Annotated in this window: 19 protein-coding genes and 1 tRNA gene; 6 read left to right on the top strand and 14 right to left on the bottom strand. The window is 39.1% G+C overall.

The annotated features are described in order from the left end of the window. The first annotated feature begins 111 nt into the window (after positions 1 to 111). A complete protein-coding gene (gene gyrB, locus FPL27_RS12985) occupies positions 112 to 2067 on the top strand; it encodes a DNA topoisomerase (ATP-hydrolyzing) subunit B (RefSeq protein ID WP_143961495.1) in 1956 nt (651 codons plus the stop codon). Positions 2068 to 2188: 121 nt separating this feature from the next. Beyond that, complete coding sequence (gene ppk1, locus FPL27_RS12980; RefSeq protein ID WP_143961494.1) at positions 2189 to 4312, top strand: polyphosphate kinase 1; 2124 nt, start codon at positions 2189 to 2191, stop codon at positions 4310 to 4312. A 29-nt stretch (positions 4313 to 4341) separates the two neighbouring features. Here the strand turns inward: ppk1 and FPL27_RS12975 are convergent, their stop codons facing one another. The 4 genes from FPL27_RS12975 to FPL27_RS12960 all read right to left on the bottom strand — a co-directional run bounded on the left by FPL27_RS12975 (position 4342) and on the right by FPL27_RS12960 (position 7634). Then, complete coding sequence (locus FPL27_RS12975) at positions 4342 to 5214, bottom strand: Ppx/GppA phosphatase family protein (protein ID WP_143962163.1); 873 nt, start codon at positions 5212 to 5214, stop codon at positions 4342 to 4344. Positions 5215 to 5276: 62 nt separating this feature from the next. Then, a complete protein-coding gene (locus FPL27_RS12970) occupies positions 5277 to 5489 on the bottom strand; it encodes a hypothetical protein (protein WP_143961493.1) in 213 nt (70 codons plus the stop codon). A gap of 94 nt (positions 5490 to 5583) precedes the next feature. Beyond that, positions 5584 to 7368 carry an SLC13 family permease gene (locus FPL27_RS12965; protein WP_143961492.1) on the bottom strand — a complete coding sequence of 595 codons (1785 nt, stop codon included), beginning with the start codon at positions 7366 to 7368 and terminating at the stop codon, positions 5584 to 5586. Further along, on the bottom strand, positions 7368 to 7634 hold the full coding sequence (locus FPL27_RS12960) for a YidH family protein (protein ID WP_143961491.1): 267 nt from the start codon (positions 7632 to 7634) through the stop codon (positions 7368 to 7370). Before FPL27_RS12960 ends, FPL27_RS12965 begins: the two co-directional genes overlap by 1 nt. Positions 7635 to 7700: 66 nt before the next feature. Between FPL27_RS12960 and FPL27_RS12955 the strand changes: the two genes are divergently transcribed. Further along, the gene (locus FPL27_RS12955) at positions 7701 to 8603 is read left to right on the top strand and encodes a DUF3078 domain-containing protein (protein WP_143961490.1); all 903 of its coding nucleotides are present in this window, start codon (positions 7701 to 7703) and stop codon (positions 8601 to 8603) included. Positions 8604 to 8773: 170 nt separating this feature from the next. After that, on the top strand, positions 8774 to 9538 hold the full coding sequence (locus FPL27_RS12950) for an EcsC family protein (protein WP_235893432.1): 765 nt from the start codon (positions 8774 to 8776) through the stop codon (positions 9536 to 9538). Between the two features lie 4 nt (positions 9539 to 9542). Here FPL27_RS12950 and FPL27_RS12945 read toward each other — a convergent pair whose 3' ends face one another. The 4 genes from FPL27_RS12945 to FPL27_RS12930 form a co-directional block, all read right to left on the bottom strand. Continuing rightward, on the bottom strand, positions 9543 to 11720 hold the full coding sequence (locus FPL27_RS12945; protein ID WP_143961489.1) for an amylo-alpha-1,6-glucosidase: 2178 nt from the start codon (positions 11718 to 11720) through the stop codon (positions 9543 to 9545). Between the two features lie 28 nt (positions 11721 to 11748). Then, positions 11749 to 12822: a glycosyltransferase family 4 protein gene (locus FPL27_RS12940; RefSeq protein WP_143961488.1), complete on the bottom strand. Its 1074-nt coding sequence runs from the start codon at positions 12820 to 12822 to the stop codon at positions 11749 to 11751. A 95-nt stretch (positions 12823 to 12917) separates the two neighbouring features. Further along, positions 12918 to 14090, bottom strand: a complete 1173-nt coding sequence (locus tag FPL27_RS12935) for a glycosyltransferase family 4 protein (RefSeq protein WP_143961487.1) — start codon at positions 14088 to 14090, stop codon at positions 12918 to 12920. Positions 14091 to 14166: 76 nt separating this feature from the next. Beyond that, positions 14167 to 15267: a DUF4236 domain-containing protein gene (locus FPL27_RS12930; RefSeq protein WP_143961486.1), complete on the bottom strand. Its 1101-nt coding sequence runs from the start codon at positions 15265 to 15267 to the stop codon at positions 14167 to 14169. A gap of 295 nt (positions 15268 to 15562) precedes the next feature. Between FPL27_RS12930 and FPL27_RS12925 the strand changes: the two genes are divergently transcribed. After that, entirely contained in the window at positions 15563 to 16192 is a 630-nt protein-coding gene (locus FPL27_RS12925; protein WP_143961485.1) for a hypothetical protein, read from the top strand. A gap of 105 nt (positions 16193 to 16297) precedes the next feature. Here the strand turns inward: FPL27_RS12925 and FPL27_RS12920 are convergent, their stop codons facing one another. The 3 genes from FPL27_RS12920 to sucC form a co-directional block, all read right to left on the bottom strand. Beyond that, positions 16298 to 17131 carry a BRCT domain-containing protein gene (locus FPL27_RS12920; protein WP_143961484.1) on the bottom strand — a complete coding sequence of 278 codons (834 nt, stop codon included), beginning with the start codon at positions 17129 to 17131 and terminating at the stop codon, positions 16298 to 16300. Positions 17132 to 17282: 151 nt separating this feature from the next. Beyond that, positions 17283 to 17356 (bottom strand) — tRNA-Arg (locus FPL27_RS12915). 112 nt (positions 17357 to 17468) lie between these two features. Then, positions 17469 to 18686, bottom strand: a complete 1218-nt coding sequence (gene sucC, locus FPL27_RS12910; RefSeq protein ID WP_143961483.1) for an ADP-forming succinate--CoA ligase subunit beta — start codon at positions 18684 to 18686, stop codon at positions 17469 to 17471. A gap of 138 nt (positions 18687 to 18824) precedes the next feature. On the opposite strand from sucC, the gene FPL27_RS12905 reads away from it, so the two are divergent. Further along, positions 18825 to 19475, top strand: coding sequence for an ABC transporter ATP-binding protein (locus tag FPL27_RS12905; RefSeq protein WP_143961482.1), 651 nt, complete (start codon positions 18825 to 18827; stop codon positions 19473 to 19475). A gap of 19 nt (positions 19476 to 19494) precedes the next feature. Here FPL27_RS12905 and FPL27_RS12900 read toward each other — a convergent pair whose 3' ends face one another. The 3 genes from FPL27_RS12900 to FPL27_RS12890 form a co-directional block, all read right to left on the bottom strand. Next, positions 19495 to 19860 carry a response regulator gene (locus FPL27_RS12900; protein WP_143961481.1) on the bottom strand — a complete coding sequence of 122 codons (366 nt, stop codon included), beginning with the start codon at positions 19858 to 19860 and terminating at the stop codon, positions 19495 to 19497. Between the two features lie 214 nt (positions 19861 to 20074). After that, entirely contained in the window at positions 20075 to 20719 is a 645-nt protein-coding gene (locus tag FPL27_RS12895) for an IS1096 element passenger TnpR family protein (RefSeq protein ID WP_143961480.1), read from the bottom strand. Between the two features lie 188 nt (positions 20720 to 20907). Next, positions 20908 to 21534, bottom strand: a complete 627-nt coding sequence (locus FPL27_RS12890) for a plasmid pRiA4b ORF-3 family protein (RefSeq protein WP_143961479.1) — start codon at positions 21532 to 21534, stop codon at positions 20908 to 20910. Positions 21535 to 21567 lie beyond the last annotated feature (33 nt).

Below are 21567 nucleotides of genomic sequence, written 5' to 3'. Positions count from 1 at the left end.
AAAATCCTCAAATTTGACGGTTTTTCGCTAAAAAAGCCGTATTATTAAAGATTGAAAAACTTTGAATAACTGAGGCCATATGCCTCCTTTGAGAATGTTATTGAGATTACTATGAGTCAAGAAAATGAGAACCGCGCGGATTACGGCGCGAGTAATATTCAAGTCTTAGAAGGATTAGAAGCCGTAAGAAAAAGGCCCGCCATGTATATTGGCGATATTGGCGTAAAAGGGCTTCACCACCTCATTTGGGAAGTAGTTGACAACTCTATCGATGAGGCTCTCGCAGGTCATTGCGACACCATCCACGTGACAGTTTTAGAGGATAATTCCATTTTGGTGGAGGATAATGGTAGGGGGATCCCAACCGACCTTCATAAAAAAGAAAATAAATCCGCCCTAGAAGTGGTAATGACTGTACTTCACGCTGGAGGTAAATTTGACAAAGACACCTACAAAGTGTCTGGTGGTCTTCACGGTGTAGGTGTTTCCTGTGTGAATGCTCTTTCAACCTATTTGAAAGCTACAGTCCATAGAAACGGTAAGGTATTCGAACAGGAGTACTCCAAAGGTATTCCTCAAACAGAGGTGATCGAAATCGGTACTACTGACAAAAGAGGTACTTCCATCCATTTCAAACCGGATGATTCCATCTTCCAGGCTACGGAGTATAAGTATGAAACAATTGCTACCAGGCTAAGGGAAATGTCATTCCTGAACGCGGGCATTCGTATCACACTTACCGATTTGAGAGATGTGGAAGAGGATGGTAAACCAAAAGCTGAGGAATTTTACTCTGAAGGAGGATTAGTAGAGTTTGTTCAATACCTTGACGAAACCAAAGATAAGATCATAGATGCTCCGATTTATATAGAATCTGAGAAAAATAGCGTGCCCGTGCAAGTGGCCATGAGCTACAACTCTTCATATTCTGAAAATGTGGTTTCTTATGTAAATACCATCAATACCTATGAAGGTGGTTCTCACGTTTCTGGTTTTAGAAGAGCTCTTACAAGAACATTGAAAAGCTATGCTGATAAATCAGGCATGCTTGACAAGCTGAAGTTTGATATCTCTGGGGATGATTTTAGAGAAGGTCTTACAGCGGTAATTTCAGTTAAAGTCGCCGAGCCACAGTTTGAGGGCCAGACGAAAACCAAATTAGGTAACTCTGATGTTGTGGGAGCGGTTGACCAAGCTGTTTCTGAGGTGTTGCAGATTTGGTTGGAAGAGCATCCAAAAGAGGCTAAAATCATCGTAGGTAAAGTAGTATTGGCGGCTCAGGCTCGACATGCTGCTAAGAAAGCTCGTGAGATGGTTCAAAGAAAGAATGTGCTCGGTGGAGGTGGACTTCCAGGAAAACTAGCAGATTGTGCTAACAGTGATCCAACGGTTTGTGAACTGTACCTAGTCGAAGGGGACTCAGCCGGTGGTTCTGCCAAACAGGGCCGTGACCGTGACTTTCAAGCTATTTTACCATTAAAGGGTAAAATCCTGAATGTTGAAAAGGCTCATGAGCATAAGATCTACGATAATGACGAAATCAAAAACATCCTGACCGCCCTTGGTGTTAAGTTTGGGACTGTTAATGACGAGCGGGAATTGGACGTAACGAGTCTCCGATATCATAAGATCATAATCATGACGGATGCCGATATTGACGGCTCCCACATCCGTACGCTAATTCTGACTTTGTTTTTTAGATATATGCGTCCTTTGATTGAAAAGGGATACGTTTATATTGCTCTTCCTCCGTTTTATTTGTTGAAAAGAGGAAAGGAGGAACGTTATTGCTGGACTGAGGAAGAAAGAAAAGCGATGATCAAGGAATTGGCTAAGGATGGCAAAGAGGATAGTGTTGCTATTCAGCGCTACAAAGGTCTTGGGGAGATGAACCCGGAGCAGCTTTGGAGCACCACCATGGATCCCAATACACGTACCCTCAAGCAGGTTACCATTGATTCTGCGGCAGAGGCTGACCATTTGTTCAGCATGCTGATGGGAGATGAAGTAGCACCCCGAAGAGAATTTATCGAGAAAAATGCCAAGTACGCTAAGATCGATACTTGATCTACATTTCTTGAAAGATACCAAAAAGGGGCCGTGTGCCCCTTTTTTTATACAAATACCTTATATTTATAGGGAATAATTTTAAATATCTTCAGATAGCATTTGCCAAACTGATATGGAAATGAAAGTAGCTCAGCAGGATAAAATTGAACAATTAATATATAGCAGTGACCTGATCAGCAGGGATTTGAGTTGGCTCAAATTTAATGATCGGGTATTTGATCAATCCACTAAGGAAAGCAGGTCTGTTTTTGAAAAACTGAAGTTTTTGGCCATTTCTGCTTCTAATTTGGATGAGTTTTTTATGATCAGGGTCGGGTCGCTATATAATTATCTGGATTATGATAAGGAGCGGGTCGACTATTCCGGTTTGAGGGAAGAGCCCTTTAAAATGAAACTTATGCAGGAAAGCCAAGACTTTCATGCTAAAATCCAAAGCCATTTTCAGGATAACTTACTGCCCAGTCTAAAGGATTCGGGCTTCATGCTTAGCAATGTGCGTAACCTGTTGCCTGAAGAGCAGGAGTATATAAAAGAGTACTATTATAAGGCTGTCTATCCTATGTTAACGCCGATGGTATTTGATGGGTACCATACTTTTCCCATTCTGATGAACAAACTTTTAATTTTTGGAGTGGTAACCATCAGTCCCGGAGATAAGAAGGATAATCGCAAACTTTCCTTTGTACAGATTCCTTCTAATATTCCACGTTTTTTCGAAATCGAAAGGGAAGACCTTGTTATTTACGTTCCGATTGAGGAGGTGATCCGAGTACATATTGTATCTCTTTTCAGAAACGTAGACATTGAATCCATTAACCTGTTTAGGATTACTCGAAATGGTGATTTCACATTGGAAGAGAGTGAAGATATGGATAACAATTTCCTTGAAGAGGTAAAAAGGAAACTTAATGCCAGAAAAACTGGCCGTGTGGTTAGGATTGAAATTGAGGATGGGTACAGTAAATGGATGGTCAATTTGCTAAAGGAGAGATGGATAATTAAGGATGATAGTATTTTTACTGTCGCCAAAACCAGTATGTTAGACTTTACAGGACTATGGCAGGTGATTGGGAATAAGCGCTTCAAGGACAAGATACCACCAATACCTGATCCTGTGCCACCATTATCCTATCCGGATGCAAGTACTGAGGATGTTTTTCAAGTGCTCAAGCATCAGGATGTATTGCTTCATCATCCTTACAATAATATTGATCCGATTTTGGATTTACTCGAAAAAGCGGCTGAGGATCCAAATGTCATGGCCATCAAAATGACCATTTATAGACTTGCGAAGGATTCTAGAATCACTACTGCATTGTTGAGAGCGGTCGAAAATGGTAAGCATATTTCGGTTTTGTTTGAAGTAAAAGCCCGTTTCGATGAGGAAAATAATATGCGCGAAGCCAAAAAGCTTCAGAAAGCAGGTTGTTTCGTGATTTATGGGGTAAGTAATTTGAAGACTCACACAAAACTTTTGCTGATAGTCAAAAAGGATGAAGATAGGGTTACTCGATATGTGCACCTAGGATCTGGAAATTACAATGAGGATACCTCTAGGCTTTATACCGATATTGGGCTTTTGACCACTAATGAAACCTTAGCCAATGACGTCTCAGAGTTTTTTAATGTTATCACTGGGCATTCAATGCCTACTACATATAAAAACCTGATCACAGCGCCTAGAGATATGAGAAATCAGCTTATCAATTTCATTGAAGATGAAGCGGAAAATGCTAGAAAAGGCCTCAAATGTGGAATTTTTATCAAAGTTAATTCCTTGGAGGATAGTGAAACAATTTATGCTTTATATCGTGCCTCACAAGCTGGTGTACCAATAAAGCTTATAGTGAGAGGCATATGCTGTCTAAGGCCAGGAAGAGTGGATTTGAGTGAGAATATTGAGGTGATTTCCATTGTTGGTGATTTTCTCGAGCATTCAAGGATTTATCATTTCCACAACAATGGGGATTTCAGGACCTATGTGGGAAGTGCCGACATGATGGTAAGAAGTTTTGACCGACGGTTGGAATCTTTGTTTCGAGTTGAATCGTCACTACTTCAAAAGCAATTGATGAATATTCTATCTTTTAACTTAAGGGATAATGTAAATAGTTATGTTATGCAAGAGGACGGCAACTATGTGGCCAAGCATCCTGAGGACGATGAGGAACCGTTTAACATCCATCGAGAATTTTTCCATCTCGACTCTAATAAAGTGAAAGAAGTCATATTAATTGAATAATAAAAAAGCCTTTTATAGAGGCTTTTTTATTATTTATTTCTTTCATATAGCAGATTCATAACGCCGTCTTTCAAGCCCACATCCGGTACAATCATTCTTTTTGAATTAGCGGATTGCATAGCGTGTAGATAAATTTTAGATGCCGGGATAATTACATCTGCCCTGTCAATATTTAGATTTAGGACATTCACTCGTTCTTCAAAGCTGTAACTTTCCAGGAAAGATTGAATTTCCTGAATCTTGTCCATATGAAGGTATCGCTTGTTTTTGGAAGGCTTCGATAATTCAAAAATTTTATTGATATTTCCACCTGTCCCTATACAGGTGATTTTTTGCTTTTCGGTAATATTTTCATGGATAAACTTATCCATTTTCCTCCAAACTTTTGGATCTTCTTGACTGTCCATGGCCCGGACTGAACCTATTTTAAACGACTTGCTAGCAATTTTAGCTTTATCCTTATAGATGTTCAATTCTGTACTTCCGCCACCAACATCGATATGTAAATAGGGTTTTTCATCAATATAGGCCCCTAGTGCCATATTGATCAAGTCTGCTTCTTTATTCCCATCTATGATGTGGATTTTCAGACCAATATCTTCTTTGACTTCTTCAACGATTTTGCGTCCATTTTCAGACTCCCTCATGGCAGAAGTAGCGCAAACCATGTAATCATCGACCTCATAAAGGTCAATGAGGATTTTGAAGGCCTTCATTAACTTCAAAAATTTCCGTCTGTTATTGTCGCTGATATTTTTATTGTCAAAAACGTCATTTCCCAAGCGTAAGGGAAATCTGAGGTACTCGAGTTTTTTGAAATTTATATTGCCCTGATAATTAATGACATTGGTGATTTGTAAACGGATGGCATTGGAGCCAATATCTACGGCAGCTAATTTCAATACGTTATCTGGTTTTAGTTCAGGTTTGATAATGGCAAATTGAAAAATGTAGGTCAAAAATCCTAGCTTTTATCTCTTGACATTGCCAGCATGATAACTCCAGTTATTAGCGCAATCCCACCTACGTAAGGGGGCCAATTGATGGTCTCTTCTTGCTCTGCGGTCACATTCACAGGACCAGCATCAATTATAGTTTCTTCGGTTGTATAGGAAAATCCTGTGATTATCAACATAATAATTCCCAATACGACTAGTATTATTCCAAAAATTTTCATCGCGGTTAAATTTAGTACAAATTCAATACTACAAAATATTGACCAAACTTTTAAATATTCTAAGTAGTTGGTGGTTTATTAATCCATTATTTGGTTAAAATGGAAAGAAATATGGTAAAAATAAAGTGGCAAGTACCCAGTACATAAGATTTAACGGAGTGCCGATTTTAAGGTAATCCACAAACTTATAATTGCCTGGCGTATATATCATGGTGTTAGTCTGATAGCCCATGGGAGTCATGAAACTTAATGATGCCGCAAAGGTAACCGCCATAATAAATGGTCTTTCGCTCACTTGCATGGAACTTGCCACTGCAATGGCAATGGGGGCAAGAAGAGCAGCTGTGGCATTGTTGCTCATGATATTAGTGGCCAGAAAGGTAATCCCAAATATTGAACTCATCACCACAGTCGGACCATACTGCCCCAATGATCCGGTTAACCCTCGCGCCAAAAGGTCTGCAGCACCGGTTTTTTCCAATGCCACACCCATGGATAGAATGCCAGCCAACATGAATATAACCTTCCAATCTACGGCTTTATATGCCTCCTCTGCGGTGAGAGATCTTAATAGGATTAGCATTACACAGCCTGTGATAGCAGCCACAGCGATTGGGAAAATTTTGAAGGTTGCTAATAACACTACCATGATTACGATGCCCAACGTAAGAATCATTTTCTTCCAACTGAATTTAAATGTTGGTTCCTCTGATATGATCAGTAGATCTTCCGAGCTGTTTCTTATTTTATTGATCATTTTATCTTCCGATCTGATCAGCAAGACATCACCGGCTGATAAGCGGGAATGAGTAAGTTTGGTAGTTTTGATATCATTCCTGTGCCGGATTCCCAAAACGGTGTTCCCGCTATAAAAATCCCGAAAATTTATTGATTTTAGGGTCTTGTCCACTAGGTAGGAGTGTGGGGTAACCATAGCTTCATAAAGTTTGGTGTTGCCGGTTTCCAAATCTTCGTCGGTAAATTTCAAATCTACTTTCAATGACACTCCCGGGTGGTCTTTAATTACTTTCAGAGTCTCTTTATCACAACTGATTCTGATGGTATCCCCATCCTTGATGACCGAGTACGGATATGCATTTAGTACTTCCCCGTCCTTTCTGACAATCTGTAAGGCTTCAATTTCGTGATCGTTAAAAAAAAGGGCTGTTTTGATCGAAGTCCCAATATCTTTAAAATCTTCCTTTATACTGATTTCTGTGAGATAATCACCTAGATCGAAAATTTCGGTAAGGTCCCTTTTGACGGGCCGGTCAGGACTCAGCCATCTTCCAATGGTCAACATATAAATAAGTCCTGATATCAAAAATACCAATCCCATTCCACTCATTTCGAAAATGCCGAAAGGCTCAAGCCCATTTTTTTCAGCAATCCCACTCACCAATATATTGGTACTGGTACCTAATAAAGTACAAACTCCGCCCATCAAAGCGCCAAAGGATAGGGGCATCAGCAATTTTGAAGGGGCCATCCCTGTGTCTTTTGCTATTTTTATAACAGTAGGCATCAGGATAGCCACCACCGCAGTATCATTTATGAAAGCTGAAAGTCCACCTGCAAAGACCATCATGGTGAGCATGAACAAAAATTCATTTTTCTTGCTCATCCTTAGAAAGATTTTGTTGAGGTTGTTCAAGGAGCCCGATTTGAAAATGGCAGCACTGAGGACGAACATAGCTCCAACGGTAACCGTTGCTGTATTGCTAAACCCGGAAATTCCTTCATCAAAGGTCAGAATACCCGTGACCATAAATAAGGCCATGACGAGCACAGAAATAGTATCAATGGAGAATTTCTCTGTGAAAAACAGAACCATGGCCAAGATGATGATGGCAAAAACTGCAGTAATTTCTCCTGTCATTACATTTTGTGATAGTAGCCTTTTCTCATCTTTCTTCTTACGCGGAAAAAGTTAAAAAAGCCAACAATTATTAAAACTATACTGATGGCAAAGGAAAAATAGCCAAAACTACTGATATTGGCTAGATCTTCAACCTTAACAAGTGCTGTGCCACTAACCAGAAAGTACAAACTTGTCCGTATATACGAAAGTAATGTCCTTTCATTGGCCATCCGTGTTCTTTGCCTAGCCAAATAATCCCGAATGATAAGTGGAGTTTCTTCCATGGTGAAATTTAAAAATTAATTTTATATGGTTATATTTGAATATCTTATATTAAATATACTAATAATATGAAAAATTATTTACTTATTGTATTTTTTCTGCTATTTACAACCTCTTCGTTACGAGCACAAATCATTCCTGCTGACACCATCTTTCTTAATACTTTAGAGCAGGGTTTTTGGACTAGCGACTTCAGCCTTGGTATCAACTTTAATCAGGCTTCCTTTAGTGGGAACTGGAGAGGTGGAGGGATCAATTCTATTGCGTTTGGAGGAATCGTAGCCGGAAAAGCTAATTATATGAAGGGAAGATTTACTTGGGACAACGAACTGGAGCTGTTGTATGGAGTGGTCAATAATCAAGGAGAGCAATCTCGAAAGCAAAATGATAGGATGTTTTTTGATTCCAAAGCAGGTTATCAGCTCACAGGTAATTGGGGGGCTTTCTTTTCTGCCAATTTTATTTCGCAATTTGCCCCAGGTTATGATTATGATACTCCTGAAAGGTTGATGATTTCAGATTTCCTTTCTCCAGGTTATCTCACTACAGGTTTTGGGTTGGAATATAAACCAAATCAGGAGTTTAATTTACGAATAGCTCCATTGTCTCCAAGATTCACATTTATGAGAAATCAGGAATTATTCTTAAATGTTCCTGACAACTATGGGGTCCCTATTGGCAGTCAACTGAGAACCGAGTGGCTGGCGTTTCAACTCTATGCTACTTGGGATAAGGATATTACTGAAAACTTAAATTTAAGGTCCAGATACATGATGTTTGCCAATTATGAGACCATGGAATGGCGCAGAATTGACCATCGTTTTGATCTCACTTTGACGGCGAAGATCACGGAGTGGGTGAATGTTACTTTCACCAGTATAAACCTATATGATTTTGACCAAGATCCAAACGTACAATATAGCCAAGCCCTTGCAATTGGTTTAATGTATAAAATTGGTAATAAACAGTAGGAGCATTCAAAGATTTTGTTCGAAATGTTTTGCTATTTGGAAAAAGTTGTTAATTTTGTTCTAATTGTGGTAGTTAAATAATAGTTGGTTTAGTTTTCATTTTAAAGAGCAGGAAAATTTTTCCTGCTTTTTTGCTTTATTTTAGCTAAAGCCAAACTATCAAGTCAAAATTGCGTCAGAAGAATAGCGGTAAAAAGAAATGGGCAATGGATAACTACGAAAAGGAAATTTATGGCGAAGTTTTGTACTGGGAAAGAAAAATCACAAGAAAACCCAGCATCATTGGCAGCCTACCCAAGGCTGTACAAAACAAAATCAATAATTGGCTACCAGAAAAATTTCATCAGGCTATTACAGCCATAGTGGAAAAGATGGTGAAAGGTATTCAGTTGGGGTCATCACTCTTTACTTCCCGTCTTCCATCAAATACACCTATTGCAATTAGAGAAAAAATGGTGAGTGATAAAATTAAATTTTATAAAAAGACAGCTGCCGTGGAAGGAGGTATCACAGGTGCTGGTGGGATTATTATGGGATTTGTTGATTTCCCTGCTTTTCTGAGTATAAAATTTAGAATGCTTATGGAAATAGGCTCACTTTATGGCTATCATGTATCCGACTTTAAGGAACGCCTTTTTTTGCTGCATGTTTTCCAACTCGCATTTTGCACCCACGCCAAACGTCTCGAAGTGCTAAATTTGATAAAAAACTGGGAAAAATATAGTCATAAACTGCCATCCAAAATTGAGGATTTTGATTGGAAAACTTTTCAGTTGGAATATAGGGATTACTTAGATTTAGCCAAATTGGCACAACTTATACCAATAATCGGCGCAGGTGTCGGCGTGGTGGTCAATTATCGGTTGGTCAACCATCTCGGGGAAACTGCAATGAACTGCTATAGGCTTCGGTATTTTAACCACCAAGAGGTTTAAGATATTACTTTATCACCACTAATTTCCAGTCTGGTGGTTGATTTTTCCAGTTAACGCTGAACATCTCTTCACCTTCATAATTAGTAATCTCTAGATCAATGTTGAAACCCTGTACGGTCAATTTGCTTATATTGATAAATTTTATGTATTGAGGCAAAATAGGTTTGAAAAAGGAAATTTCCTTCTTTTCAGGTCTAATCTTTATCTGCAGCAAAGCCTCCAATAACATAAAAACCGCTCCAACTGCCCAAGCTTGAGGGGAGCAGGCAACAGGATAGGATGTAGGTCCTTCTCTTTCTCTTCTTTCCAAACCGCAAAATAGTTCAGGGAGCCTTTGAAGTTGGATGAAGTGACTTGCGTCAAACAAACCAGTTAAAAGTTTTAGAGCTTCTTTCCTACACCCATATTTTGCCATTCCGGACGCAATTAATGACACGTCATGTGGCCATACTGATCCATTGTGATAGGATAGGGGATTGTACCGGGCTTCTTTAGAGGAGATGGTCCTTACTCCCCAACCACTGTACATATCTTCCTGGATCATAGCTTTTGCTACAAGTTTTGCTTTAGCGTCATCCGCAATGCCCGTGAATAAAACTTGTCCTGCATTCGAGGATTTGACTCTGCAAGGTTTTTTGTTACCATCCAGAGCCAGGATATAACAACCCATTTCTTTATCCCAAAAGGTCTTGTTGAAATCCATTTTCAGCTGCCGTGCTTCTTTTTTCCATTTTAGAAATAGCTCACTTTCTCCCAAATGAAGAGCCATTTTGGAAGCTTCAATTTTGGCCGCATAGACGTAACCTTGCACTTCACAAAGTGCTATCGGAGGTTCAGCTAGCTCCCCTTCTTCATAGAATATGGAATCGTAGCTGTCTTTCCAACCTTGATTAGTCAATCCGTTTTTTGCCTTATGCTTATACTCCACAAAACCATCACCATCTAAATCTCCATATTTGTCCACCCAATCTAATGCGGCTTTGATATTGGTCCAAATAGACCGGATGGTTTGAAGGTCGCCTGTTCTGGAATAATAAGCCCCGGCAAGCATTACAAATAGTGGGGTGGCATCGATGGTGCCATAATATTTTTTGAATGGGACTTCATTCAAAGCCGACATTTCACCGCCCCGGGTTTCGTGCAAAATTTTCCCCGGTTCCGCATCCGACTTCTCATCCTCGGTAGTAGATTGATGGGCGGCCAGGAATTTTAAAACATCTTTAGCCACCTGTGGGGCCACCCATAAAACTTGCAGAGCAGTAATAATCCCGTCTCGTCCAAAAGCGGTGTTGTACCAAGGCACTCCTGCATAGGGATATTTGCCATGAGGGGTGTCTGCCAGTAAGGATATCAAGTCAGTTTTCGAGCGGTTTACCCAATGGGTGAAGCTCTCATTGGAGGTGAAAATGTTTGGAAATAGTGATTTAGTGTTTTCAAGATCTGGTAAGAATTCTTCCTTAACTTGGAGAAAATCCTTAGGTTTCATGTTTCCCTCCTTAACTTCCCCTTTTACAAAGTGAATGCTAAAATTCAGGTGTACCGGTTTTTGAGGTTCCAAGTTTAGCTCAAAAGATAAATTGCTTGCCTTTTCATTATAGTCAAATTCTTTTTCTGAAGAAAAAACAGTTGTCCTCTTAACATTATCAAGCCCATTATAGCTTATCAAAAGTTGGTTTTGGGACTTTATTTCGGGTTTATGTAGGTCTCCTCGTTTTTCTCTTTTTGCGCCCCTTACTTCAAATATGTCCGAAAAATCAGCATTGATTAAAATAGATAATTTTACCTTATAGGATATATTTCCATAATTCTCTACCTCTATTTTTTCATGAAATTTTTCCGCCATTACAATTTGCCTTCTTCTTACATGAATCGTTTCCTCTGGAATCACCGTCTCATTGTTTAATTTTAATTTGGGATTGGTTAGATCCACGGAAAGGATTTCGTTTTCCTCCTTGATATTAGAGCTTAGCAAAATGAATGGAAGATTTTCCAGGCGCAACTCCAGATGGTTGATATATCGGGTGTCTTCGTGAAAGATGCCTTGCGCTTTCTTGGCACCTGGAAAGATGTCACCGCTACGACTGAATATTCCGAAAGTATTGCAGTCATTTAATATCTGAACCCGATCGTCGGCATAGGCCGATTCGTGGAGGTAATTTGCATTGGATGCGTCCTGAGCCATGAGATGGTTGTTTTAGGTGTTGATAAAATTATCCAGCCAATTTAGTATTGGATTTACCGAAAAGTGGATGGATAGGTTTGCCTTTATTTATGAGGTTTTCATAAACATCTAGGTAATGTTTGGCCATTACTTGGATGCTAAATCTTTGCTCAAAAACTTTTCGGATTTTATTGCGGTCTAATAGCTCAATGTTTTCTAAAGCTTTTACTGCTTCCTCAATGTTATTAACAATAAATCCATTCTCTCCCCGATCGATTACTTCTGGTATCGAACCATGGTTATAGGCAATTATAGGCGTACCGCATGCCATTGCCTCGATCATCACCATACCAAACGGCTCTGGCCAGTCAATGGGAAACAATAAAGCTTTGGCATTGCGTAAAATTTCTCCTTTCGCTTCATCTCCAACTTCACCAATAAATTCTACGTGGGGCTGTTCAATTAAGTGGGAAATTTTTGAGTCAAAGTAGGCTTGGTCAACCTTGTCAATCTTTGCTGCAATTTTTATTTTCACCCCTGCTAATCTGGCAATTTCAATGGCTCGATCCGGCCTTTTTTCTTGGGAAATTCTTCCCATAAAAACCACATAATCACCTTTTCCTTCACCCATTTGATATAGATCCAAGGGTAAACCATGATAAATAGTTTTTTGCCAATTGACTCGCCCGATGGGGGTACGCTGTGAATTGGATATGGAAACTAAGGGTTGGCATCCAAATTTTTTGTAGATATATTGATGCTCAGGCAGGTCGAGTCGCCCGTGAAGGGTGGTAAGATGTGGTGTGGGGTTTCTAAGCGTAAAAGGGAAATGTAGGTAATCCGTGTGGAAATGAAGAATATCAAACTCGTCTACACGGTCGATGACCTCTTGCATTTGTACAATATGGTGGGCAAGGGGGTCAAAAGTCTGCCCTAATCTCAAGGACTCGTTTGTATGGGCAATTAAACGGGCCTTGGTAACACTATCACCAGAAGCAAACAACGTTACTTGATGGCCTTGGTTAACTAGCTCCTCTGTGAGGTAACTGACAACTCTTTCCGTTCCTCCGTACAATTTGGGAGGCACGGATTCGTACAGGGGTGATATTTGGGCTATTTTCATATGTGAAATATTAACCGGCCACTATAAAGACTTTTTTAAAATCTTTTAGTGGCCGATTAATCCCAAGCATCAATCCCGATGCCATAAGATTTAAATCACTTAGCCATAGAGGTTTTAAGCGGTCGCATAGTCAGAGTATCCAACAGCCTTTTTCTAGAGTTATTGGTATTTTCTGTTAGTGCGGCTACTAGTTTTTTGGCTAAATGTCGATGATGGTGGTAATTGTAAAGGTATTTTTGGATACTTTCGCGCTTTCCAATTATTTCTTCCTCGGTCAGGTTTTCAATTTTATTTTTTAATTCCTCCGCGGTGTCGTAGGTGATTCCTAAATTATGGTTGGTAATTATTTGGTCAGGGTTGACCTTATTTGTGGTCAATATGGGCGTGTGTACTTGCATAGCTTCAAGGAAAGTATTGCTAAATCCTTCAAAAAGAGAAGTATTTAGCAGAAATTTCGCACCTGCTAAATAATTCGACACCTCGCTTTTCTGAAGAAATCCTACAAACTCCACGTTGGGAAGTTTTTCTAATTTTTGAATATATTCCTGAGTTTTAGAATCGATGCTTTTTGCAGGTTCCCCAGCTACCACAAATTTCTCCTTTGGAAGCAGGATTGCTATTTCGTGCAGAAGTCCCAAGTTTTTCACGGCTTTGAAAAGCCCCAGCCAAAGAATATGACCTTGCCACGCGTAACTGTTTGTAGTCGGCTTATATTCTATAGGGTTCGTGATTTTTAGGATTTTATTGTTGGGATATTTTTCCTGCATTTGGCCAAATTGATATTCATTTTGACAAATGATGCAATCGGCCAAACTAAATGCATTTTCCACAACCATCTGATGCGGCTTAGAGTATTTTCTCAAAAACCTGTCATCAACCATGGCATCACTCGAAATTCTCATTAGGAATTCGATCCTTAATTTTTTGCAAATCAAGGCTAGTACCATCGATTGCCAGCCAGGGACGCCCTGGTAGAGGTAGTCTGGTTTGTAATCCTGTATTTGTTTATGAATATATGGTATGCGGTAGCTTACCCACCTAATCCAACGCATGCCTTTTTTGTCGTCGAATATAGGAAGGAGCTTAAGGGTACGATACTCTGGCTTAAGCTTTTCTTTGGGGGCATTGGTCATTAGCGCCACTTCGTGCCCTTCTTCCAATAATCCCTTAATCCAGTTTAATGCCTGAACAGCTGCTCCACCGGTTGGTTTTTCGTTTTCTAGGAGTAAGTTGACGATTTTGTCGTCGTAAAAAAGAAATCGTGACATATCAAAAGTTTTTTATCAGGGTAATTCAAAAACCTTTCCATTTTTAAAAAATAAAGCCGGAAACCCGGCTTTTTACTTACACTAAGGAATCCTTAAAAATCTGAAAATGCTCGACAAGACGTTTGGCAGCTGAACTATTGCTTACAAGATAGCTCAGGAGCAACCCTGTGTCACTTTTAATATTAATTCGAGCATACTCTAGAACAGGGACCATATTGTTAACTTTATACCGGAGATCTCTTTTCCCGCTTTTATTAACCTTTTCCCAGGTTTTTCCGATTATAGTTGCATCTACTGGAGGTAACTCAAACTCCGTCCAGATTTGTTGCTTATATTCCATTTCTAAATCTTGAAACCTCAATATTCCCAATTTATTATTCAATCCTTTTACTAAAATAAACCCTGGATAAATGTATAAGTCTTCTCCTTTCAGATTATGAAAATGAAGCGCGTTGGAGGTTGAGTGAATAAAATCTAGCTTTGCGTAATTCAATAAAATTCCCTCCCTATTACGGCTCAGATCATTTGCCTGCCTTTTATCCTCAAATGAATCAGGAGTACAGGAGCTGATGTCCCAGGTTTTTTCAGAATTTAATAGCCCGAAATAGGATTCCATTAGTTTTTGATAATCATATTCCATGCTCTTTTCCATTATCAAGGAAAGATCTATATGACAGGTGGAAAGATCCTCTTCTATTTCTTTTATGGTATTTTGCGCTTGTCTAACTTTCGTATCAAATTTATCGGTGAGAAAACCTACAAGTAAAATTCTGGCAATGTTTCGAGACAATTTCTTTTTAGCAAGATTAGTTTTAGCTATGGCTAATTCTTTTTTCAGCTGGATCCTTTCCTCAAAACACGAGGAAATACTTTCACCAAGGTCTTCGAGGTCTTTTGGTGAGTATTCACTAGCACAAGATTGATCAAGTAAATCATCAATCTCTTCTATGGCTACATTTCCAGAAGTCACGAGGCTAGGGAAGTCGGTAGCTTTTCTTCCACCACCAATTCGTTTACGGTCATAAAGTCCAGTGCCAGGAATGCCTGTATTTAGAAAGCTTCCTTTTTGACCAATGTTAACACTGGCTCCTGGAATTCCGATGGTTGTGCTGATCCCTGATTTGCTAAAGTTAAGTGTGACTCCGGGAAATAACTTGGCTCTTTTTCTGAACTTCATAAAGTAGGAAATTTGAAAGTAAAAAAAAATATTTTAAAAAGGCGACTGGACCTGGAGGAACCAGGTTAATCACAATTGATTATCTAATATATTGATTATTTGTTATTTATAAAAGCCTTTTTACCAGAGAACTTCAGATTCTCATTGTTTTAAGGTTGAAAAAAGAATAGTTTAAATCTGAATAATTATATACTTTGTTGATATATGATGATATAAGGATTTTTTAAGTTTTTAAATTCACATAATTAAGTCGATAAACTTTTGGTAAGTTCAAGAAATTCACCGTATATTAGCATTGAAGATAAAGAAAGAGATTGGCTATTTTTTTGCTTCTTCAAGTAATGATATATTATGCTCTTTTAAATTGATTTTGATTATGAACCCAAAATTTTACTATTTGATCTTTACTTTTTGCGCTCTACTTTTTGTTACTTCCTGTCAGCAAAAGGCGCTGGTAGGTGATGTGAATGATCGTTTTGATGTAAGAAATATGCGTGATTCCATTCAACTCGGGGAGTATAATGAGATCGCGGAATTGAAACTCAACCTTTCAAAAGATCACTTTCTAAAAGAGGTCAAATTGATGGTTGATTCTCAAGATACATTACAAAGTCTGAGGGTTTACCAGATGGTTGAAAGTGGGAGTGGTTGGGAAAAACTGCCAATTGCTGCTCTTAATGAAGTGACAGGTGATGTGATAGTTTACTTAGATAAAAATTTACCGGCAGGGGAACATACATTTCTGGTAAGTATCTATCCAAAAGAAAAAAGTGTGGCTCCAGATGTTAGAGTAAGCTTTGATCATTTCCTATCCGATAAAGGAAGAATTAGCAATTCAGCTGATGTGGAACCGGGTATTTATAATATAAAGAGAATTGCAATTCCTCTGGAGATGATTCAAGAGGAGATAGATATTGAGGGATAACTTTTTCAACTGGGATTGATTGATTTTTACAAAGAACAAAGACTCCGCGGCTACTGGCTGTGGAGTTTTTCTTTTAAACCTTTTATTCTCGGTCTTTCGACTCTTTTATAATAAGCAGTTGTCCAGCACCATTTCCAAAAATTCGTTTTCACTCATTAATTGTATATCGTCCCTTTTTTTCTTTTGTTTTAGAAAAGAGGCGATTTTTTCCGGACCAACATTTTCACTGCCATATACCAAAAGATTTGTTTTACCATTTACGGTTGCCTGAATGCGGAAACCCATTTGAGAGGCATAGGCGGCCATTTCCGTCCTTCTGATCTGAAAGACGCCTGAAAAGACAACTCTGCCAAGGATGTTTATAGTGTTGGCATTCAATGCTGCAAATGACTCTATTCGGTTCCAGTCCTGCTGAATCAAAACTGAATCTCGTGTATGACCTCTCCAAAAGATTATTTGATGCCCATTTAATTCAATTTCCCCTGTGTCCATAAGTTCTTGCGCCAGTGGGTTTTTTAATCGCGGGTGGTTATTCATATTGCGTTCATGAACACTACAATATTCCTGGGCCAGATTTATTAAATTTTCGTATTCCCTTTCACTACAGTGTTCGACAAATCTTCGGTGCTCAATGTATTCCATGAAGTAGTTGAAATCTTCTGTATCCTCACAACATGGGGCCGAGTTGGGTGGCGTCAAGTATAATACGGGTTCTATTCTGCAAACATCAAAATCACTGTTGATTAAGCTAAAGATTGTTTTCTCCCAAGTGTTAACCTGGTCCACAAATGCCTCCCGAAGTTGTTCGGAATCGCCGTGAATTGGCTTCATGCCAGCATTGAATGATCTATAGCATTCAGGTATGGAGCTTTCATCAGAAAAAAGTAGAGATAATTCTAAAGCCCGTCGGACTAATTGATTGTTTAGATGAATGGTCATGGTAGGTTTTAAAAAATGTTAAAAATTATTCACAATATAATTAAAAGTTTAATAATAAGTGGTCTGAAAATCGTAAATAAGTAATAATTAGGTGATTCATTCCGGCGTTGACATAAAAAAAGCTTGCACAATGCGTTGTGCAAGCTTTTAGTGTACCCGGAAGGATTCGAACCCTCAACCCTCAGAGCCGAAATCTGATATTCTATCCAGTTGAACTACGGGTACTTTTAAATAACCCTGCTAGGTTGTTAAAACCTAGCAGGGTTTTATGCGCTTTTCTAGAAACCTGCCAGGTTTAGAAGTTCTAAACAGGTTTTAGCATGCAAATATAATATAATTAGGCGTTGTTTAATACACCTTGAACTTTTTCTGCAGCTTCTTTCAATGTAATTGCTGAAGAAACTTTCAATCCTGATTCGTCGATGATTTTAGCACCTTCTTCAGCATTAGTTCCTTGCAGTCTTACAATGATAGGCACTCTGATGTCTCCGATAGACTTGTACGCTTCCACTACACCGTTAGCGATTCTGTCGCATCTTACAATACCACCAAATACATTGATAAGGATAGCTTTTACATTTGGGTCCTGAAGGATGATTCGGAAACCAGCCTCAACAGTCTGAGCATTTGCCCCTCCTCCTACGTCTAGGAAGTTAGCAGGCTCACCTCCTGAAAGTTTGATCATATCCATAGTTGCCATAGCTAGACCGGCACCGTTGACCATACAGCCTACGTTTCCGTCAAGCTTCACATAGTTCAATCCAGATTTGCCAGCCTCTACTTCCAAAGGATCTTCTTCGTTCAAGTCTCTCAACTCTGCAAGGTCTTTTTGTCTGTAAAGGGCATTGTCGTCAAGGTTTACCTTCGCATCAACGGCCAAAATCTGATCGTCAGAAGTCTTCAACACAGGGTTGATTTCAAACTGAGAAGAGTCAGTAGCATCATATGCGTTGTATAAGGCAGTGATAAATTTCACCATTTCCTTAAACGCATTTCCCTCCAAACCAAGTTTGAAGGCTACTTTTCTAGCTTGAAAGCCTTGAAGACCTACTTTAGGGTCAACCCACTCTTTGATGATTTTCTCAGGAGTCTTCTCGGCTACCTCTTCAATGTCCACACCACCTTCGGTAGAAGCCATAATGACATTGCTGCCAGTAGCTCTGTCCAAAAGGATTGACAGGTAATATTCTTTAGGCTCGGAGTTTCCAGGGTAATAAACGTCCTGTGCAACTAAAATTTTGTTTACTTTCTTGCCTTCAGGTCCTGTTTGGATAGTCACCAAAGTCCCGCCTAGGATGTTTTTGGCTTTCTCTGTTACCTCATCCTGGCTTTTGGCTAAGACCACACCGTTGGATTGAGTTTCCTGGATTTTACCTTTACCACGTCCTCCGGCATGAATCTGAGCTTTCAGTACATACCATGAAGTACCTGTTTCTGCATTTAGTTTCTTTGCGGCTTCAAGTGCTCCTTCCGGAGTATCGGCTACGATGCCCTCCTGGATTTTTACGCCGTATGACTTTAAAACTTCTTTAGCTTGATATTCGTGTATATTCATCCTAGTGAAAATTTTTGCCCGAAGTTAACTTTATATGTCCGTTTTTTCAAGGAATCTCCAGCTCTTTTTGCCAAAAGAACCCTAATTTTAAGTTATTCCGTCAAATAGTTTTAAATTTGGAAGTGTCAAAATTTAATTATGCTTACAGCTCAAGGAATTCATAAATATTACGGAGATCTACATGTCCTTAAGGGTGTGGATGTTACTATTAAAAGTGGGGAGATCGTCTCTATCGTGGGAGCTTCAGGTGCGGGGAAAAGCACCCTGCTTCATATTCTGGGTACTTTGGACCAGCCTGATGAGGGTATGGTGAAAGTGGATGATAATGAACTAACCAGAATGAAAGGGGATAGGCTGGCTGACTTCAGAAACCACAAAATCGGATTTATATTTCAATTCCATAATTTGCTTCCAGAATTTACTGCCGAGGAAAATATTATGATTCCTGGAATGATTTCCGGCAAATCTGCCGAAGTGCTCAAGCCTAAGGTGAAGAAACTTGCTGATCTGCTTGGGATAGCTGGGAGACTGGAACATAAGCCAGCAGAACTTTCAGGTGGTGAGCAACAGCGGGTAGCAGTAGCAAGGGCCCTTATAAATGATCCTCAGATAATTTTTGCAGATGAACCTAGCGGAAACCTGGATTCTGCCAGTGCGCAATCTCTGCATGAATTATTCTTTAAACTCAGGGATGAATTTGGTCAATCATTTATCATTGTGACCCATAATCAGGAACTGGCACAAATGGCTGACCGTATGCTTACAATGCAAGACGGCGTAATGGTGTAAGGTTCTTACACCTTATCCTTCATTTCAATTTACTATCCAATTCCAGTATTTCATTTGGATCAACAGGTTTGGTAAAATAGTGGTCAAAACCAGCTTCAAGGCATTTCTTCTCCCAGTTTTCATGGGCGTACGCGGTAAGAGCATAAAAACGTGTACTGTTTTTCTCTCGAAACCCTTCACGACTTATTCTCTTCATAATGTCAAATCCATCAAATTCGGGGTCGTTAAGGTTTAAGTCCACGACCACTATATCAAATTGTGCATTCACCAATAATTCAATTGCTTCTGAACCATTGCTGACACAAACAACATCAGCTACCTTGGCCAACAATGCTGCGAAGACCACCCTATTGAGTTCATTGTCTTCGATATAAAGTATTCTCATTCCAAATAATAGGGGCTGGTGGAAATATTTAATTTATGAAATAAGTCCGTTTGTTTCCATTTTTATCAAGTTGACTGTAATTCCTTTTAGTAAAGATAGCAAAGAAAACCGAATAAAGCATTTTTTACTTGTGCTTAAGGAATTTAAAACTTTATCAAATGAAAAGGTTTTCAAGCAGCAGGTTCACCACAAAAGTAATTCTTTGAAATTTAGTCTACTCATATACCTCAAAGAGCTCATCTTCATACTCGGTTAAATATTCTTGTAAACTATTTAAATCATCATAATCTAGTAATTGCGGATCTACATTATGTAAATTCCAAGTTGCTAACTCCCTAAGATATTTATTTAATGGGTGCCCAGGATTGTCTACAATCTCAAGAAAACTTCTAAAGCCTTCTGGTCCACCTACTTCATCAGGCGGACAGTTTCCAGATGACTCCAGCAGTATCGATCTGCCTTTGAATATTTTTCTATCCTCCGGGGTAATTTCCTCGAACGTGATGGTATGCCACCATTCGCTCTGTGGTCTATAATAAAAATAATAGAAAGGTGAACAATTATTATTGTCCATAAATTTCTTTTTTAGATAGGTCCTAGTGGGTGTTGACATTTTACCTTTCTCAAGATTGACCTTTGCATTAGATGGTCCCACCCCGAATTTCGGCTTGCTTTTGTCATTCAAAAATAAATAAGAATCAAATTGGTCCCACATCATGATATTCTGAATGATGTGATGCAATCTCTCCATGGAGATATTTTCCGCGACCAGACAGGTTCTGTATAACGGATAGGGCATATCATCTAATGAAATCTTGAGCTTAATAGGTTCTGCGTTGGGATTAATTTTTGGTGCCATAAAAATTGTTTTAATAAAAAGTGGTTTTACAAAATATTATTTTACGATAAAAATAAAACAAAGTCCCAATAATTAAACATTATTGATTCTTAAAATTTGTTAAGAAAAGCCCCGCTTACCTTGTAGGTAAAGTTAGCGGGGCAGATGTTTTTTTTGCTTTAAGGCCAAAGCATTTTTAAATGAAAATTTTAAATTTCCTTGTCGTAATCCCCCAGAAATTCTCTCAAAATTTCAATGTTCACATCATTGACGTCCCAGGGATCACGATCATCTTCATCCCACTCCAGCCATTCTCTCAAGCTGGCATTTTCAGGATTGTCAGGGTCGTTGATTACAGTAAGAAAATGTTGATAGCCTCCCGGCCCTCCGATATTCTCCGGAGGGCAATTTCCTTCAGCTTCTAAGAGCATTGCCTTTCCTTTAAACATATTCTTGTCCTCTTGGCTAACTTCTTCAAAAGTGATTCTATGAATCCAACTGTCACCAAAGTCATATTCATAATAGAATGGTGCTCCTTTGCGCTTCATCAAAAATTCTTCCCTCAATGAAGTTTCTTCCGCATCTTCCAGTTCATCATCCTCCATGCAGTCGCCTGTTATCAATCCAGTCTTATATGCTGGCTTCTCCATTTTGTCAATAAATTGATATAGATGCTCATCATCCCAAGGCATGACACTCTGGATTATCTCATGTAATCTTCCCATAGAAATATGGGCTGGCACCAGAATGGCTCTGAAAACCGGAACTGGCATATCCTCCAAAGATATTTTAAGTTTGATAGGGTCGGGTTGAATCGAAATGATTGGTGTTGACATATTGATAGGATTGTTTTGTTTTTTGAAATTATA

This window comes from Litoribacter populi, assembly GCF_007483685.1.
Taxonomy (GTDB): domain Bacteria; phylum Bacteroidota; class Bacteroidia; order Cytophagales; family Cyclobacteriaceae; genus Litoribacter; species Litoribacter populi.
The sequence above is the reverse complement of the archived record's forward strand: the minus strand, read 5'-3'. Positions and strand labels throughout refer to the sequence as shown.